13 protein-coding genes are annotated in these 17,683 nt (G+C 69.5%); 9 read left to right on the forward strand and 4 right to left on the reverse strand.

The window, feature by feature from the left end; translation table 11 throughout:
* Window positions 1-2: 2 nt before the first annotated feature.
* Entirely contained in the window at window positions 3-1,055 is a 1,053-nt protein-coding gene (gene cydB / locus EOV43_RS06685; RefSeq protein ID WP_128220386.1) for a cytochrome d ubiquinol oxidase subunit II, read from the reverse strand.
* A 16-nt stretch (window positions 1,056-1,071) separates the two neighbouring features.
* A complete protein-coding gene (locus EOV43_RS06690) occupies window positions 1,072-2,523 on the reverse strand; it encodes a cytochrome ubiquinol oxidase subunit I (RefSeq protein ID WP_128220388.1) in 1,452 nt (483 codons plus the stop codon).
* Window positions 2,524-2,709: 186 nt separating this feature from the next.
* Here EOV43_RS06690 and EOV43_RS06695 point away from each other — a divergent pair, with 186 nt between their 5' ends.
* The 8 genes from EOV43_RS06695 to EOV43_RS06730 all read left to right on the forward strand — a co-directional run bounded on the left by EOV43_RS06695 (window position 2,710) and on the right by EOV43_RS06730 (window position 11,907).
* Entirely contained in the window at window positions 2,710-3,093 is a 384-nt protein-coding gene (locus EOV43_RS06695) for a BlaI/MecI/CopY family transcriptional regulator (protein ID WP_128220390.1), read from the forward strand.
* Window positions 3,094-3,121: 28 nt separating this feature from the next.
* Window positions 3,122-4,000 (forward strand): M56 family metallopeptidase, encoded by an 879-nt coding sequence (locus tag EOV43_RS06700; RefSeq protein ID WP_128220392.1) that lies wholly within the window; start codon window positions 3,122-3,124, stop codon window positions 3,998-4,000.
* A 125-nt stretch (window positions 4,001-4,125) separates the two neighbouring features.
* Window positions 4,126-6,831, forward strand: a complete 2,706-nt coding sequence (locus tag EOV43_RS06705; RefSeq protein WP_206611414.1) for an FtsK/SpoIIIE family DNA translocase — start codon at window positions 4,126-4,128, stop codon at window positions 6,829-6,831.
* A complete protein-coding gene (locus tag EOV43_RS06710) occupies window positions 6,828-8,693 on the forward strand; it encodes a helix-turn-helix domain-containing protein (RefSeq protein WP_128220394.1) in 1,866 nt (621 codons plus the stop codon). Before EOV43_RS06705 ends, EOV43_RS06710 begins: the two co-directional genes overlap by 4 nt.
* Window positions 8,694-8,858: 165 nt before the next feature.
* On the forward strand, window positions 8,859-10,310 hold the full coding sequence (gene rimO, locus EOV43_RS06715) for a 30S ribosomal protein S12 methylthiotransferase RimO (protein ID WP_206611459.1): 1,452 nt from the start codon (window positions 8,859-8,861) through the stop codon (window positions 10,308-10,310).
* Window positions 10,307-10,927, forward strand: a complete 621-nt coding sequence (gene pgsA, locus EOV43_RS06720; RefSeq protein WP_128220398.1) for a CDP-diacylglycerol--glycerol-3-phosphate 3-phosphatidyltransferase — start codon at window positions 10,307-10,309, stop codon at window positions 10,925-10,927. The genes rimO and pgsA overlap by 4 nt, the downstream gene beginning before the upstream one ends.
* 135 nt (window positions 10,928-11,062) lie before the next feature.
* Entirely contained in the window at window positions 11,063-11,551 is a 489-nt protein-coding gene (locus tag EOV43_RS06725; RefSeq protein ID WP_128220399.1) for a CinA family protein, read from the forward strand.
* A gap of 41 nt (window positions 11,552-11,592) precedes the next feature.
* Window positions 11,593-11,907, forward strand: coding sequence for a helix-turn-helix domain-containing protein (locus EOV43_RS06730; RefSeq protein ID WP_128220401.1), 315 nt, complete (start codon window positions 11,593-11,595; stop codon window positions 11,905-11,907).
* Window positions 11,908-11,910: 3 nt separating this feature from the next.
* Here EOV43_RS06730 and EOV43_RS06735 read toward each other — a convergent pair whose 3' ends face one another.
* Window positions 11,911-12,741: a DNA-formamidopyrimidine glycosylase family protein gene (locus EOV43_RS06735; protein ID WP_128220403.1), complete on the reverse strand. Its 831-nt coding sequence runs from the start codon at window positions 12,739-12,741 to the stop codon at window positions 11,911-11,913.
* Window positions 12,728-17,305 (reverse strand): ATP-dependent helicase, encoded by a 4,578-nt coding sequence (locus EOV43_RS06740; protein WP_128220405.1) that lies wholly within the window; start codon window positions 17,303-17,305, stop codon window positions 12,728-12,730. The genes EOV43_RS06735 and EOV43_RS06740 overlap by 14 nt, the downstream gene beginning before the upstream one ends.
* A gap of 124 nt (window positions 17,306-17,429) precedes the next feature.
* Here EOV43_RS06740 and EOV43_RS06745 point away from each other — a divergent pair, with 124 nt between their 5' ends.
* On the forward strand, window positions 17,430-17,624 hold the full coding sequence (locus EOV43_RS06745; protein ID WP_128220407.1) for a DUF3046 domain-containing protein: 195 nt from the start codon (window positions 17,430-17,432) through the stop codon (window positions 17,622-17,624).
* The last annotated feature ends 59 nt before the right edge of the window (window positions 17,625-17,683 follow it).

Here is a 17,683-nt window from a genome sequence, read left to right on the forward strand (position 1 = left end):
GCTCAGTCCTCCCGAGCGGTTGCGGGGGCGTCGACGAAGTCTTCGGGGCGCAGACCGGTGGGCTCGGGGATGTGAGCCACGGTGATGCGCTTGCGGAAGATCCAGTACGTCCAGGCCTGGTACATCAGGACGATCGGGGTGAAGACGACCGCCACCCACGTCATCACCTTCAACGTGTACGCAGTGGCTGCGGCGTTGGTGGTGGTGAGCGAGAACGCTGTGTCGGTGGTCGAGGGCATCACGTCGGGGAACAACGCGAGGAAGAGACCGCCGACAGCCAGTGCGATGGCCATGAAGGTGCCCACGAAGGCCCACCCCTCACGTCCGGCACGATTGGCGGCCAGACCGCCGAGCAGGGCCACTGCGGCGACGGCGAACGCGACCGCGGAGGCGACGTCGCCGGTCTTGACCTGCATCCAGACCATGAAGGCGACGGCGAGGACGGCCGCGACCAGACCCAGTTGGGTGGCCGTGGCGCGGGCCCGGTGCCGGATGTCGCCGTCGGTCTTCAGCGCCACGAAGATCGCGCCGTGGGTGGCGAACAGGGCCGCGGTGGTGAGGCCGCCCAGCAGACCGAGCGGGTTCAGCAGGGTGAACAGGTTGCCGGTGAACTCCTTGTCGGCGTCGATCGGGACACCGGCGACGATGTTGGCGAACGCGACGCCCCACAGCACGGCGGGGAGCCACGAACCGATGACCAGGCAGATGTCCCAGCGGCGGCGCCAGGCGTCGTCGTCCTTCTTGCCGCGGTACTCGAAGGCCAGGTTGCGGATGATCAGCGCCACCAGGATCAGCAACAGCGGGAGGTAGAAGCCGCTGAAGAGGGTGGCGTACCACTCGGGGAAGGCGGCGAAGGTCGCTCCGCCGGCCACCAGCAGCCACACCTCGTTGCCGTCCCAGACGGGGCCGACGGTGTTGTACATGACGCGGCGTTCCTTCTCGCTGCGCGCCAGGAACGGCAGCAGCATGCCGACGCCGAAGTCGAATCCCTCGAGCACGAAGTACCCGATCCACAGGATCGCGATGAGGGAGAACCAGACGGTGGTGAGTTCCATGATCGTTGCTCCTCTCTCAGTAGGCGAAGGCCAGTGGCTTGTCGTCGTCGTTGCCGCCGACCTTGACGTCCGGTGGCTCGTGGAACGCCTCAGGACCCTTCTTGATGTACTTCATCAGCAGGCCGACCTCGACCACGGCGAGCACGGCGTAGAGCAGGGTGAGGGTGATCAGTGAGATCCACGCCTCGGTGGTGCTGACGCCCGGCGAGACGGCGTTCTCGGTGGTCATCAGTCCGTAGACGACCCACGGCTGCCGGCCCATCTCGGTGAAGATCCAGCCGAAGGAGTTGGCGAAGATCGCGAACAGTGGCACTGCGATGCCGGCCCAGGCGACCCAACGGCCGGGCTGCACGCGGCGTCCGCGTCGGGTGACGAAGAGGATCACGGCGGCGCCGAAGGCGGTGGCCATGCCCAGGCCCATCATGAAGCGGAACGACCAGTACGTGATCGGGATGACGGGGGTGTAGTCGCCGGCGCTGAAGTAGGCCGCACCCGGGTCCTGTCCGTACTCGGCGATGTACTTCTCGCGCAGCGGGTTGATGCCCTCGACGGTGCCGTTGAAGTCTCCGGTGCCCAGGAACGAGAGCAGTCCGTGGATCTGGATGATCTCGGTGGCTTCGGAGCCGTCGAGCTTGCCGATGCTCAGGACGCTGAAGGGCGCGGTGGAGGTGGTCTCGTACAGGCCCTCGGCGGCGGCCATCTTCATCGGCTGGACCTCGGTCATCACCTTGCCCTGGAAGTCACCGGAGATCGCCACGCCGATGCCGGCCAGCAGACAGGCCCACGCCCCGATCCGGATGGTGAGGCGGTGCAGGTCGCGGTCCTTGCGGTGCTGGGGACGACGGCTCTTGTAGAGCCAGGCACCGACGCCGAGCATGAACGCGCCGGCAGTCATGTAGGCAGCCATGATGACGTGGGGGAACGTCACCAACTGGACCTTGTTGAACATGACGGCGGCGAAGTCGACCATCTCTGCGCGGCCGGTCTCGGGGTTGTAGGTGTGTCCCACAGGGTGCTGCATCCAGCTGTTCGCGGCCAGGATGAACCACGACGACGCGAGCGTGCCGAGGTGGACGAGCCACATGCAGCCCGCGTGCAGGGCGCGGGGGAGCTTGTCCCAACCGAAGATCCACAGTCCCAGGAAGGTCGACTCGAGGAAGAACGCGAGCAGTCCCTCCACGGCCAGCGGGGCTCCGAAGACGTCACCGACGAAGCGGGAGTAGTCGGACCAGTTCATGCCGAACTGGAACTCCTGCACGATGCCGGTGACGAGGCCGAGTGCGAAGTTGATCAGGAAGAGCTTGCTGAAGAACTTGACCAGTCGGAGGTACTCCTCCTTCTTGGTCCTGATCCAGACGGTCTCCATGACGGCGATCAGGAACGTGAGTCCGATCGTCAGCGGCACGAAGAGGAAGTGGTAGACGGTGATGATGCCGAACTGCCACCGAGCGATGTCGAGGACTTCCACCTTGTTCCTCCGGGTGTGAGAGGGCGGCCGGTGTGACCGTCACGTGAGAGTGGGTGCGCCGCTGGTCGGAACCCGGGCGCCTACTGCCGCGAACCTACTACGTGCCGTAGTACTCTCCAAAGTAGTACGAATCTGTGTAGTACTTCACGTTGTAGTACTTCGACCGCTCGCAGGTAGACTTGAGGAGTGCGCAACACCAAGAACGCCCTCGGAGACCTCGAGCGCGCAGTGATGGACGTCCTCTGGGACCTCCCTCCTGCGGATGAGATGACCGTCCGTGAGGTTCACGCCGTCCTTGCAGAGAGCCGCGACGTGGCCTACACGACGGTGATGACCGTCATGGACAGACTGGCGCGCAAGGGCATGACCGTCCAGCACAAGGAAGGGCGTGCCTACCGCTACCAGGCCGCAAGTACTCGTGCGGAGATGACTGCAGACCTCATGCGCGGCACCCTCGACGACCTCGGTTCGTTCGACCGCGGCCCCGCCCTGGTGGCGTTCGTCGAGGACGCCTCGGCCGAGGAGATCGCCGCCCTGCGCCAGGCGCTGGCCGCCCTGGACGCAGGCTGAGACGACTCCCGCGTCATGATGGTCTGACATGACCCCGTACCTGCTGGCCGTCCTGGCCGTCCTCCTCGCAGGGCCCGTCCCTGCCCTGATGGCGCGGATGACCTGGCTGCGACGCACCCCGTTCGCCGCGATCCTGCTGTGGCAGGCCGTCGCTGCGGCCGCGGTGCTGGCGGCCGTGGGAGCAGGGCTGGCCACCGTGACCCGGTGGACCCACGGCGACGACCACGGCCCTGCTGCGTTCGTGGTCGCACTGCTCGCCCTCACCCTGACCGGCGTGGTCGTGGGACGCCTGCTGCTGAGCGGGCACCTGGTCGGCGTCAAGCTGCGTGCTCAACGGCGACGTCAGCGCGAGACCCTCGACCTCGTCTCCACTCGCTCTGACTCGGGCCGGGTGCTGGTGGTGGAGCACGATGTCCCTGTCGCCTACTGCCTGCCGAGCATGGCCCAGCCGCGGGTGGTGCTCTCCGCAGCTGCCGTCCAGACCTTGGCTCCGGGCGAACTGAATGCCGTCTTCGCCCACGAGCGGGCCCACCTCAACGCCCGCCACGACCTCGTCCTCGAGGCGTTCACGGTCCTGCACCGCGCCTTCCCGCACTGGGTCTCCAGCGATGCGGCCCTGCGGGAGGTGAAGCTCCTGGTCGAGGTGCTCGCCGACCGTGCCGCCCTCAAGGTCGGCTCGCCCGCCGAACTGGGCCGGGCGCTGCTCGCCATGGCCCAAGGGCGTGCGCCCGAAGGTGCCATGGGGGCCGCGCACGCCGCCGCCCACGGCGACCTCGTCGTCAGAGTCCGGCTGCTGGCCGACCTCCGGCCGCGCCGCGTCCAGGCAGCGGCCCTGCTGGGTGCCGCGTGGGCCGTCGTCGTGGTGCCGACGGCTCTCGTCGTCGCGCCTTGGCTGATCTCGCTCTGACGCCTGCCCCGGGTTCGGTTCGTCCGGACGGACACCGGTGGGGGAGTGGGTGTGAGTTGTGACGGATGTCGACACGCACCGTGTCGGTCCGGTGAGTCGCGCAGTGGCTCAACTACTGTCGAATCATGGCGACCCGTACGTCTTCCCCACCGGGTTCGCGCTCCGGAAGCGGCTCCAAGAAGCCTGCTTCCACTGCGCGATCCAAGACTGCTTCATCCTCTGCGACCACCAAGCGCCCTGCTGCGAAGTCGGCGGGCGCTTCTGCGCGTCCCGCCCCGCGTGCCGTGCGCACCGGACCCGGTCCGGTCCAGCGCATGTTCGTGGCCCTGGGACGTGCGCTCGCAGCGGTCTGGCTCGGGATCGCCCACGGCATCGGTGCGGTGGCCCGCTCGATCGGTCACGGTGCCCGCGACATCGACCCCGAGGTCCGTCGTGACGGCATCGGCCTGTTCCTGCTCGCCTTGGGGTTCCTGGTGGCGGGCGCCGTCTGGTTCCCCGTCGACGGGGGAGTCCTCGGCTTCGTCCGCGACGGCGTGGCCGGCACGGTCGGCAAGGTCGCCTGGCTGGTCCCGATCTGGTTCGCCCTGCTGGGCTGGCGCACCCTGCGCGACCCGGACCACCAGGCGCCTGCCGGACGCAGTGCCATCGGGTGGGGAGCGATCGCCTTCGGCGTGCTCGGCCTGATCCACATGGCCAACGGCAACCCGCGCCCTGAGATGGGTGACGCCGCCTCGCTGGAGAGCGCCGGTGGCGTGGTCGGCTACGTGGTCTGCGACCTCCTCCTCGACCTGCTGCGTTCGTCCTTCGTGGTCGCTCCGCTGCTGGTCCTGGTGGTCGTCTTCGGCACCCTCGTGGTGACTGCCACCCCGATCTACCAGGTGCCCACGCGTCTGGCCGACGCCCGCGACCGACTCTTCGGCCGTGAGTACGACGAGGACGGTCAGCCGCTCGTCCGCGGTCGTCGTGCGTTCGACCCCGACGACATCGACGAGGACATGGGCGACCCCGCCTACGACACCCCGGTCGTCGACGAACCCGCCCCGCGCAAGCGCAGCCGCTCGAAGCCGGACCCGATCGACGTCGCGATCGCCGAGGACGCCGAGGACCCGTTCGGTGCCACCGGCGAACTCGAGGCCGTCGACCCGTTCGAGGACGCCGGCGTCGACATCTTCGACCCCTACGTCGAGGACGAGGAGCGTGCCTCCCTCACCGGAACCACCACTGCCGGTGTCGCCGTCCCGGCCGCCCCGACCGTGGCGTCCCCGCTGCCTGCGTCGTTCGTGCCGCCCGAGGAGACCGCTCCCGAGCCGCCGCCGCACACCCCGATCCCGCCCCGCGTGGAGCAGTTGGCGCTCTCGGGCGACATCGCCTACACCCTGCCCAGCAGCGACCTGCTCAAGTTCGGCACGGTCGCCAAGGCCCGCACCAAGGCCTCCGACGACGTCGTGGGACGCCTGACCCAGGTGATGGACGAGTTCGGCATCGACGCCCAGGTCACCGGCTACACCCGTGGCCCGACCGTCACGCGCTACGAGGTCGAGGTCGGCCCCGCGGTCAAGGTCGAGAAGGTCACCGCGCTCAGCAAGAACATCGCCTACGCCGTCGCGTCGGCCGACGTTCGCATCCTCAGTCCGATCCCCGGCAAGTCCGCGATCGGCATCGAGATCCCCAACACCGACAAGGAGATCGTCACCCTGGGTGACGTGCTCCGCTCGGAGACGGCACGAAACAACCACCACCCGATGATCGCCGGACTCGGCAAGGACGTCGAGGGTGGCTTCGTGATCACCAACCTGGCGAAGATGCCGCACCTGCTGGTGGCCGGTGCCACCGGTTCGGGAAAGTCGTCGTTCATCAACTCGATGATCACCTCGATCATGATGCGTTCCACCCCGGACGAGGTCCGGATGATCATGGTCGACCCCAAGCGCGTCGAGCTGAACGCCTACGAGGGCATCCCGCACCTCATCACCCCGATCATCACCAACCCCAAGAAGGCCGCCGAGGCGCTGCAGTGGGTCGTGCGCGAGATGGACATGCGCTACGACGACCTCGCCAACTTCGGCTTCCGTCATGTCGACGACTTCAACAAGGCCGTGCGTGCGGGCAAGGTCGAGGTTCCCCCGGGCTCCGAGCGTGAGCTCTCCGCCTACCCGTACCTGCTGGTGATCGTCGACGAGCTCGCCGACCTGATGATGGTCGCGCCCCGCGACGTCGAGGACGCGATCGTCCGCATCACCCAGCTGGCCCGTGCCGCCGGTATCCACCTGGTGCTCGCCACCCAGCGCCCGTCGGTCGACGTCGTGACCGGTCTGATCAAGGCCAACGTCCCGTCCCGTCTGGCGTTCGCGACCTCCAGCCTCGGTGACTCCCGCGTCATCCTCGACCAGCCGGGAGCGGAGAAGCTCGTCGGCCAGGGTGACGGTCTGTTCCTGCCGATGGGCTCCTCGAAGCCGATCCGTATCCAGGGTGCCTGGGTCTCGGAGGCCGAGATCCACCAGGTCGTCGCGGCCTGCAAGGGACAGCTGGAGCCCACCTACGTCGAGGACGTCACCGTCTCGGCCACGGCGAAGAAGGACCTCGACGACGACATCGGTGACGACCTCGACCTGGTCATCCAGGCGATCGAACTGGTCGTCTCCACCCAGTTCGGCTCGACCTCGATGCTGCAGCGCAAGCTGCGCGTCGGGTTCGCCAAGGCCGGACGACTCATGGACATCATGGAGAGCCGCGGCGTCGTGGGACCGAGTGAGGGTTCCAAGGCGCGTGACGTGCTCGTGAAGCCCGACGAACTCGACGGCATCATCGCCGTCCTGGAGGGAGAGCGATGAGCACTGCCGAGGACTTCGTCCCCCACCCGGATCCGACGCAGCCCGAACCGATCCACCCCGACGTCGCTCCGACAGCAGCGACCGACGCCGACCTCCTCACGGAGGCCCGTCCCGACGTGGTCGAGGTCCGCCGCAACGGTGGCGTCTCGGGAGCGATCGGTGCTGCGTCGTCGGCGGTCGCGATCGCGTGGTTCGGCCGTGCGATCGCCACCGCCTCCGTCCTCGACTGGGTCCTGGTGCTCATCACCGGGGCGCTGGGAGTCGTCTGGCTCGCTGCGTTCCTCGACGCCCGCACCCCGCTCTTCGTGGCCGACACCCAGGGCGTGCGGCTGCGCCTGGGCCGCAACTGGATCGGTCTGCCGTGGTCCGCCGTCGCGGCGGTCGAGCACACCGAACGACGCGGTTTCTTCAGCGACGGCCGGCTCGAGGTCGTGGCGCACAACCCTGAGCGGCTGCTCGCCGGGCTCGACCCCGCGGCAGCGCGACAGGCCCGCCTTGCCACCCGGTTGCACGGCGGCCCGCTCGCGATGCCGCTGGGGCTGGGCACCAAGGTCGTCCACAGCGACGAGGTCAGGGTCGGTGCCGACCTGGCCGAACTGGCCGCGGCGGAGACGTCCGTCGTCGTCCGTCCCCAGGTCGTCAGCGTGGCCGAGGCCCCGGGCGCGGCGGGTGTCGCGGACGCAACGGCCGACGTCACCGCACTCGACCCCGTTCTCGATGCTGCCCCCGCGGGTGATCGTGTCACCGCGCCGGCCAAGGTCACGTGGGGCGAGCACTTCAAGGGCTTCCTCGACCGTGCCGCCCAGGCCCGGGAGCTCCGTTCCGCCGAGCGTGCCGAACGTGCCGCCGAACGCGCTCGTCTCGCCGAGGAGCAGCGGATCGCCGCCGAGGAGGCCGCCGAAGAAGCAGCCGAGCTGGAGCGGATGCGGGCCGAGCGCCTGGCCGAGGAGGCCGCCATCGAGGCGGCCCGTCAGCCCAGCCCGACCCCGGCACCGGTCCGCGAGGTCCCCGAGGCCGCCCGCGCCGACGTCTTGCGTGAGGGCGGCGTGACGCCGAGCGTGCAGGCCACCGATGAGCGGATGCTCGATCTCGCGCCCGCGGAGCCGCTCGGCGTGCAGCCCGTCGTCATCGACGACTTCGCCGTGGAACCTGCCCGCGACCCCGTCATCGGTGCCGAACTCGTCGCGGCCCGCACCCGTCTGGGCATGAGCGTCGACCAGCTGGCCGAGCGCACCCGGATCCGTCCGCACGTGATCGAGGCGATCGAGGTCGACGACTTCGCGCCCTGCGGCGGCGACTTCTACGCCCGGGGCCACCTGCAGACCCTCGCCAAGGTCCTCGGTGCTGACGGTGCAGCCCTGCTGCGCACCTACGACGAACGGTACGGCCACGCTCCGGTCGCAGCTCGCAAGGTCTTCGAGGCCGAACTGGCCAAGGGGTCGCACGGTGCGATCCGTGGCGCTCGTGGAGGCCCCAACTGGTCCCTGTTGCTCGCCGGCGTCATGGGCCTGGTCCTGGTGTGGTCCGTCGTCCAGGTCGTCACCGACTCCCCGGCCGAGGTGCCCGACACCCCGGTGCTCAACGGCTCCGGTGGCGTCAGCGGTGGCGTCGGGGAGCCCGAGCCCGTCACCGTCGTGGTGACCGCGCCCGAGTCCGGCGCCGAGATCGTCGTCCGTGACGGCGTCGGCACGGTCGTGCACAGCGGGTCGCTCGCGATCGGTGAGAAGATCGAGGTCAAGGCCAAGTCGCCCGTCCGTGTGCAGAGCACCGACGGTTCGGTGACGGTGAGCGTCGACGGCAAGGAACGCGGCGCGGTCGGCCAGCCCGGCGACCCCGCCCAGGGAACCTACGCTGGGAACTGACTCCCACACCCCCTCCGAGTGGCTCCCACGACGAGCCCCATGTGCCCGCCCGGGCCGTGACCCACCGCACGCACTCCCTCCGGAGCGTGATGCGGAGGTTCGCAGCCGGGGCGGGCATACTCGTTCCTGATGACCATTGAGACTTCCCCCGACCAGAAGACGCTGCTGAGCGTCGCCGTCGTGACCCTCGGCTGTGCCCGCAACGAGGTCGACTCCGAAGAACTCGCAGGGCGCCTCGAGGCCGACGGTTTCCGCCTGGTCGAGGACCCCGAGGACGCCGACACCGTCGTCGTCAACACGTGTGGCTTCGTCGAGTCCGCCAAGAAGGACTCCGTCGACACGCTGCTGCAGGCCTCCGACCTGAAGGAGACCGGCAAGACCCAGGCCGTCGTCGCCGTCGGTTGCATGGCCGAGCGCTACGGCAAGGAACTGCAGGACTCGCTGCCCGAGGCGGACGCGGTCCTCGGCTTCGACGACTACCCCGACATCGCCGACCGCCTGCGTCGCATCGTCGCCGGTGAGAAGCACCAGCCGCACGTGCCGGCCGACCGCCGCCGCCTGCTGCCGATCTCCCCGACCTCGCGCGACGCCAGCACCATCTCGGTGCCCGGGCACGCCCAGGAGTCCGAGCCGGTCATCTCCGCCCCCGACCTCGCCGAGGGCGAGACCCCGGCCAGCGGTCCCCGCGCCATGCGTCGTCGACTCGACGGCGGCCCGATGGCTCCGCTCAAGCTGGCCTCGGGCTGCGACCGTCGTTGTTCGTTCTGCGCGATCCCCAGCTTCCGCGGCTCGTTCGTCAGCCGTCGCCCCTCCGACGTGATCCACGAGGCCCAGTGGCTGGCCTCGCAGGGTGTCAAGGAGCTGTTCCTCGTCTCGGAGAACTCCACCTCCTACGGCAAGGACCTCGGCGACCTGCGTCTCCTCGAGACGCTGCTGCCCGAGCTCACCGCGATCGAGGGCATCGAGTGGGTGCGTGTCTCCTACATGCAGCCCGCCGAGACCCGCGAGTCGCTGATCAAGGCCGTGGCCAACACCCCCGGTGTGGTCCCGTACTTCGACCTCTCCTTCCAGCACGCCAGCGCCTCGGTGCTGCGTCGCATGCGTCGCTTCGGCGACCCGCAGTCCTTCCTGAACCTGCTGGAGCAGGTCCGGGCCGCGGCTCCCACCGCTGGCATCCGCTCCAACGTCATCGTCGGCTTCCCCGGCGAGACCGAGGAGGACTTCCAGGCTCTGTGCGACTTCCTCGAGGAGGCCCGCCTCGACGTCACCGGTGTCTTCGGCTACTCCGACGAGGACGGCACCGAGGCTGCGACTTACGAGGCCAAGCTCGACCAGGACGAGATCGACGCCCGCGTCGCCCACCTCAGCGCACTCGTGGAGGAACTCACCTCCCAGCGTGCCGAGGAGCGCATCGGTGAGCGCGTCCAGGTGCTCGTCGAGCGTGTCGAGGACGGCGTCGTCGAGGGGCGCGCTTCGTTCCAGGGGCCCGAGGTCGACGGCACCACCGAACTGGTCGGCGCACCTGAGGATGCGAAGATCGGCGACATGTTCTGGGCCGAGGTGATCGACTCCGCCGGTGTCGACCTCGTGGCCCAGGTCGAGGAGAGCCACCCGTGAGCGAGACCGTTGCCAAGCCCAGCAACTGGAACGTGCCGAACGCACTGACCACGCTGCGGATCCTCCTGGTGCCCGTCTTCGGTTGGGCACTGCTCCAGGACGGTGGCGACTCCACCCTGTGGCGCTGGATCGCCTTCGCGATCTTCGCCGTCGCCATGATCACCGACAAGATCGACGGTGACCTGGCGCGCAAGTACAACTTGGTCACCGACTTCGGCAAGATCGCCGACCCGATCGCCGACAAGGCGATCACGGGCATGGCGTTCATCGCTCTGTCGATCACCGGCGACATCTGGTGGTGGGTCACGATCGTGGTGCTGCTGCGTGAGTGGAGCGTGACGCTGCTGCGTCTCTCGATCCTCAAGAAGGTCGTCATGCCGGCTGCCCAGTCGGGCAAGGTCAAGACGGCCCTGCAGGCAGTTGCGCTCGGCCTCCTCGTGTGGCCGTTGCCCCACGGCGACGCCCACGGCGGCAACTTCGACGGGTTCGGTGTCGTCGGTGAAGGCATCTTCTACGTCGGTCAGGCCGCGCTCGCCGCCGCTGTGGTGATGACGCTGTGGTCCGGCTTCGAGTTCTACCGCGAGGTCTGGCGTCAGCGGAAGCAGCTCCAGGGCTGATCCCACGCCACCTGCCTTCTCGACACCCCGCTCCCGGTTCGCCGGAGCGGGGTGTCGTGCGTCCCGGCCTCGCGTGAGGCCCGGGACTGGTGACCGCTCTGGTCACCGGGCACGACGACGTTTAGTGTCGATGTCATGCATCACGGCGCGTGCGACCTCGTTCATTCCCTCGCAGCGCGTCGGGCGACGCTCGCGACGGCCGAGTCCTTGACCGGCGGACAGCTCGCTGCTGCGATCACCGCGATTCCGGGGGCGTCGCAGTCCTACCGGGGCGGGGTGGTCTCCTACGCCACCGACGTGAAGACAGACGTGCTCGGGGTGGACGCCCTGGTGGTGTCGCGCCACGGTGTCGTCTCCGCCGAGTGCGCGGTGCAGATGGCCGAGCGGGTCAGGGAACTGGTGGGCAGCGACTGGGCCCTCTCCACCACCGGAGTGGCCGGTCCTGACCGCCAGGAGGGCAAGGCGGTGGGCACCGTGCACGTGGGTCTCGCCGGACCTGAGGGCTCACGCAGTTTCCTGCTGAACCTGCACGGCGACCGTCACGCCATTCAGCACGCCGTGGTGGAGCAGGCGCTCGAGTTCCTGGGCAGCGTCCTGCGTGGGGAAGAACCAGCCGTCGGGTAGCGTTGACCCCACGAGAACATTGACGACCCGCAGGAGGACGCATGGTGCTGTTCCGTCGCACGCTCGGCGAGGTGCTGCGTTCTGCGCGCATGCAGCGAGGCCTGACCCTGCGCGAGGTCTCCGCTGAGGCCCGTGTCAGCCTGGGCTACATCTCCGAGATCGAGCGCGGACAGAAGGAAGCCTCCTCGGAGCTCCTTGCCTCGCTGTGCCAGGCCCTAGACCTGCCGCTCTCGGTGGTCCTGCGTGAGGCCAGCGCTGCGGTCGCTCGCGAGGAGGCGCTCGCCGGTCTGGTCACCATCGAGCGTCCGGTCGCCCTGGAGCGCCCCGCCCGCGCGGTCGTCGCCTCGGCTGCCTGAGGATCAGGCCGCGGGCTGGCACCGCGGGCACCAGTACGTCGTGCGTTCCTGCCCGACGTAGCCAATCTTCGCCACCCGCACACGGGTGCCGCAGCGTCGGCACGCCTTCTGGCGGTAGACCCAGGTGTTGCGTCCCGCGGACAGCACGCCGGTCGTGGACTGGACTGCGCGCGTCACGTTCTGTTCCAGCAGCAGTCGCGCGCGGGTGACCACCCGCGCAAGGTTCGCCACGGCGTTGAGCGGCGTGTACGGGTTCACGCCGGTGAGGAACGCCAGCTCGCAGGTGTACATGTTGCCGAGCCCAGCCATGAGCCGTTGGTTCTGGGCCACCTGCACAAAGGGCAGCGACCCCTCCGATCGCAACCGTCGCATCGCTTCGTCGGCGTCGAAGTCGGGGTGGAGCAGGTCAGGCCCCAGGGGCGCTCGGAGTTCGGCGACACCGTGCTGGTCGAGCAGGGCCACGATCCCGAGCGAGAACCCCACCGCCTGACGGTCCTCGCTCTCCAACACCACCCGCGCGGTGAACTCCGGGCGCTTCCAGCCGCTGCCGGTGCGCTGGGTCAGCCACGTCCCCTCCATCTTGAGGTGGGTGTGGAGGGTGAGGGCGTCGGAGGGCACCGGGTCGAGCCATGCCGGACCGGTGTCGTCGGACCCAGGCGGGACGAGGTCGGTGAGCAGGTGCTTGCCGTGGGTGCGGGTCCCGCGCAGGGTCCAGCCGGTCAGGTCGGTGGTCGCGATCGCAGGGACCCGGAAGTCGGTGCGCGAGAGAACCCGGCCGGCCAGCGCGGCGTCGATGCGCCGCGCGGCCCGGAACACGGTGTCACCCTCGGGCACGGATCTTCAGCCCCTTGGTGGTCACCACGAACCCGGCCTCGGCCAACGCCGTACGCAGCGGAGTCTCGCCCGAGCCCAGCACCGGCTGACCGTCGATCCGTTCGACGCTGAGGGAGTCCCACGCGCCGCGCGTCACGGTCTCGGCCAGCGACACCGCCACCGCCCGGTTGACGCTGGCGGACGCGTCGAAGGTGAGCAACGACTTCCCGCCCCGCTCGACGTAGGCCGCGAGTTCGCCGTCGACGATCACCACGACCGCGCCGGCCTTGCGTCCCGGACGGTGGCCCTCGCCCGGAGGCCAGGGAAGGGCCGCACCGTAGGGATTGGCCGGGTCGGTGGCGGCCAGCGTCACCACCAGAGGTTCGTGGGCGGTGGGGGAGAACTCGGAGAACGTGCGCAGCCGGTCCACGGCCCCCACGGGGCCGAACTGGGCTGCGCCGAGGCCCTCGACGAAGTAGCCACGGCGACACCGTCCGGTCTCCTCCAGCGCAGCCAGCACCCGGTAGACGCCGGCGAACCCACCGGGGACGCGTTCCCCGGTGACGGCGCCCCGGGTGACGACGCCGTGGCGTTCAAGCAGGACTTCGGCTCGGGCGTGGGCCCGTCGGGTGGGATCGGTGTCCAGCTCAGGGAGCAGCGACCAGCGGCCCGCAGTGCCGGGAGGCCCGGTGCGTGCCGGCATCCGGCCGGTGCGTGGTGGGGTACGACGGGTGCGGTGCGTCGTCGAGCCCTGACGGATCAGGGAGCGCAACGGTCCCAGGGTGTCGTTGGTGACGAAGCCGTCCCACACCAGTTGCCACAGGGCAGCCGACAGAGGTGCGTCGCCGATCGCCTTGCCCAGGGACTGCGTGACGCGGGAGGCGAGTTGGGTGAAGAACCATGCGCCGCCGTCAGCCATCGCCTCCAGCAGTGCGGCGGCGATCTCGTCGTGGTCGCGCTCCTCGGGCACCGGCAGGGTCAGGTGCGCGCGGTCCCCGGCGTGCAGGCTGACCCAACCGTCGTTGCCCGGCAAGGCGCCGTGGCCGGCCCACACCACCTCTCCCGCCGCCGTCAGTTCGTCGAGGTAGGAGTTGTGGTAGTCACGGACCCGCGCGGCCAGCACCAGCGGTTCCAACGCGCTCGCCGGGACCGGGCAGCCCGCGAGTTGGTCCACGACCGCCATCACGCCGTCGATGCCGTGCACACCGCCCTTGCGCCCCGGGCTCGCTGCCGTCACCTTCTGCCACGCTGGGAGGAATCGTCCCAGCGCGGCCGGCGGTACCGGCTCCACCTCCTTGCGGAGCTTGGCCAGCGAGCGACGCCGCAACCTGCGCAGCACCTCAGCGTCGCACCACTCCTGTCCGTGCGCCCCGGGCCGGAACTCGCCCTCCACCAACCGGCCCCGCGCAGTGAGACGTTCGACCGCCTGACGCACCACTGACTCGCCCAACCCGAACCGGGTCGCGACGTCGGCGGGCACGAAAGGACCGTGGGTACGGGCGTGCCGGGCCACCAGGTCGCCGACCGGATCTTCGGTGACCTCCTGGGTGAACGTCGTGGGGACCCCCATCGGCACCGGAACCCCGAGCCCGTCACGCAGACGGGTGACGTCCTCCACGGTCGTGAACACCTCGCGCCCGGCCATCCGCACAGGGAAGACCCGGCGTGAGGTCGTCAAGGCCTCGATCCACCCGGCGGTCGCGCCCGGATCGGTGCTGCGGGCAGCGATCTCATCGCCCGACAACGGCCCCAACAGACGCAGCATGTCGGCGACCCCTTCGGCGTCCTTCGCCCGACGGTCCGGCGCCAGCCACTGCAGTTCGGCCTCGACCTGGAGGAGCACGTCGGGATCGAGCAGGTCGCGCAGTTCGGCCCGGCCCAACAGTTGCGCCAACAGCGACTGGTCCAACGACAACGCAGCAGCGCGCCGTTCTGCCAACGGGGAGTCACCCTCGTAGAGGAACTGCGCCACGTAACCGAAGAGCAGGTTGCCGGCGAACGGGGACGGCGACGTCGTCGCGACCTCCACCACCTGGATCTCACGACGTTGCACCTGCTGCAGCAGCGTCACCAGCGCCGGAAGGTCGTAGACGTCCTGGAGACACTCCCGTACCGCCTCGAGCACGATCGGGAAGGACGGGTACTTGGACGCGACCTCCAACAGTTGGGCACTGCGCTGACGCTGCTGCCACAACGGAGAACGACGCCCCGGGTTGCGACGCGGCAGCAACAACGCCCGCGCGGCACACTCACGGAAGCGGCTCGCGAACAGTGCCGACCCACCCACCTCGGTGGTGACGATCTGCTCGATCTCGTCGGGCTCGAAGACCACCAGCTCCGCGTTCGGTGGCTCGTCGTCGGTGTCGGGGAGCCGGACCACGATCCCGTCGTCCGACGCCATCGCCTGCGCCTCCACCCCGTAGCGCTCCCGCAGACGCGCGTTGATCGCCAACGCCCACGGAGCGTGCACCGGAGTGCCGTAGGGGGAGTGCACGATGATCCGCCAGTCCCCGAGCTCGTCCCGGAACCGCTCGACCACCACCTGACGGTCGTTCGGCACGAGGTTGGTCGCCTCGGCCTGCTCGGTGAGGTAGCGCACCAGGTTGGAGGCTGCGTACTCGTCGAGTCCCAACGCTCGCGCGGACTCCTCCGCCTTCGCCGGGGGCATCGCAGCCAACGTCCGGTGCAGCTCACCCACCGCGGCGCCGAGCTCGGCCGGACGTCCGGGGGAGTCGCCCTTCCAGAACGGGAGCTTGCCCGGGACGCCCGGCGCCGGGGTCACCATCACCCGGTCCGGGGTGATGTCCTGGATCCGCCAACTCGTCGCGCCCAGCGCGAAGACGTCACCGACCCGGGACTCGTAGACCATCTCCTCGTCGAGCTCGCCGACCCGTCGGCCCGCACCCTCGCCGACCAGGTGAACACCGAAGAGACCCCGGTCAGGGATGGTGCCGCCACTGGTGACGGCCAGACGTTGGGCACCGGGGCGGGCCGTGATCATGTTCGTCACCCGGTCCCACACGATCCGAGGCCGCAACTCCGCGAACTCCTCGCTCGGGTACCGACCCGCGAGCAGGTCCAGGGTCGCCTCCCACGCCGAGGCCGGCAACGTCCGGTAGGGCGCCGCCCGTCGCATCAACGCGTACAGCTCGTTCGCGTCCCAGTCGTCGACGGCGCACGCCGCCACCACCTGCTGGGCCAGCACGTCGAGCGGATTCAGGGGCACCTTCAACGACTCGATTCCACCGGTACGCATCCGGTCCACCGCCACCGCCGTCTGTGCGAGATCGCCGCGGTGTTTCGGCATCAGCACACCCCGACTGGTCTCACCGACCTGGTGGCCGGCGCGGCCCACGCGCTGCAACGCCGAAGCCACACTCGGAGGCGACTCGATCTGGATGACGAGGTCGACCGCACCCATGTCGATGCCCAGCTCCAGGCTGCTGGTCGCCACCACGCACGGGAGGCGTCCCTGCTTGAGGTCGTCCTCGATCAGGGCCCGCTGCTCCTTCGACACCGAGCCGTGGTGCGCCTTGGCGATCACCACCTCGGCGGGCTCGGAGGTGCCGGCCTGCGCCATCACCTCCGCCGGCGGCCCTTGTGCTTCTCGGGTGGCCGCTGCCCCCTCGGCCCGTCGGGACGCGATCTCGTTGAGCCGCGACGTCAGCCGCTCGGCCAGCCGACGGGAGTTGGCGAAGACGATCGTCGAACGGTGCTGCTCGACCAGGTCGACGACCTGTTCCTCCACGTGCGGCCAGATCGAGGAGGCCCGTTTCGAGGCGTCCGGGTCCCAGTCCTCGCCGAACGGGTCTCCGCCGTCCTCGGGGAGTTCGCGCGGGGCCGGGGACGTCATGTCCTCCACCGGGACGACGACGGTGAGGTCCCACTCCTTGGTGGAGCTCGGCTGGACGACATCGACCGGCTGGTCGCCGCCGAGGAAGGTCGCCACCGTCTCGACCGGACGCACCGTGGCGCTGAGACCGATCCGCTGGGCGGGCCGGGGGAGCAGGTGGTCGAGGCGTTCCAGAGAGACCGCCAGGTGTGCGCCGCGCTTGCTGCCGGCCACGGCGTGCACCTCGTCCAGGATGACCGTCTCGACGCCGCGCAAGGCTTCACGGGCCTGGCTGGTCAGCATCAGGAACAGCGACTCCGGCGTCGTGATGAGGATGTCCGGCGGTGCGGTGGCCTGCTTGCGTCGTTCGTTGGGAGGGGTGTCGCCCGAGCGGATCCCGACGGTGACGTCGGGCACCTCGATGCCGAGACGTTCGGCAGTGCGGGTGATGCCCACCAGCGGCGCCCGGAGGTTGCGTTCGACGTCGACGGCGAGCGCCTTGAGCGGGGAGACGTAGAGGACCCGACAGCGGTGCGCCTTCTCGGGGCGTTCGGCCACAGGGGTGGAGAGCAGGGCGTCGAGGGAGGAGAGGAACGCACTCAGTGTCTTGCCTGACCCGGTGGGAGCCACGACGAGGGCGTGCCGGCCCCGGGCCACTGCGCTCCAGGCGCCTTCCTGAGCAGGGGTGGGCGCGGGGAAGGAGGCGCGGAACCACTCGCGAGTGGGGGCGTGAAAATCGTCCAGTGCCGACACGTCGCCATCCTTGCACCCGGTACCGACACCGTGGGCGGGACTCGTGTTGCTGTTCGGCCTCACCCCCGTGGTTGGCTGTTCCGGCCGGACGTCGGGTCCGCGCGGGACCGATCACGGAGGGCAGATGAGGCACACGGAGTTCTGGGTCCGGATGGACGAGGCCCTGGGGCAGGCCTCCGCAGGCGCCTGGGCCGAGATGTTCGTCATGGCCGAACTCGGCTCGCGCACGGCGAAGGAAGCGCTCGACGCGGGCATCCCGCCCAAGCAGGTCTGGGCTGCGGTGCACACCGCTCTGGGGCTGCCGGACAGGCTCCGCTGAGCACAGGAATTCGTTCGATCCGAATTCGCTCCGTCGAACAGGTGTTCGGGTAGGGTGCT

The sequence above is a fragment of the Nocardioides yefusunii genome, from assembly GCF_004014875.1.
Classification (GTDB): Bacteria; Actinomycetota; Actinomycetes; order Propionibacteriales; family Nocardioidaceae; genus Nocardioides; species Nocardioides yefusunii.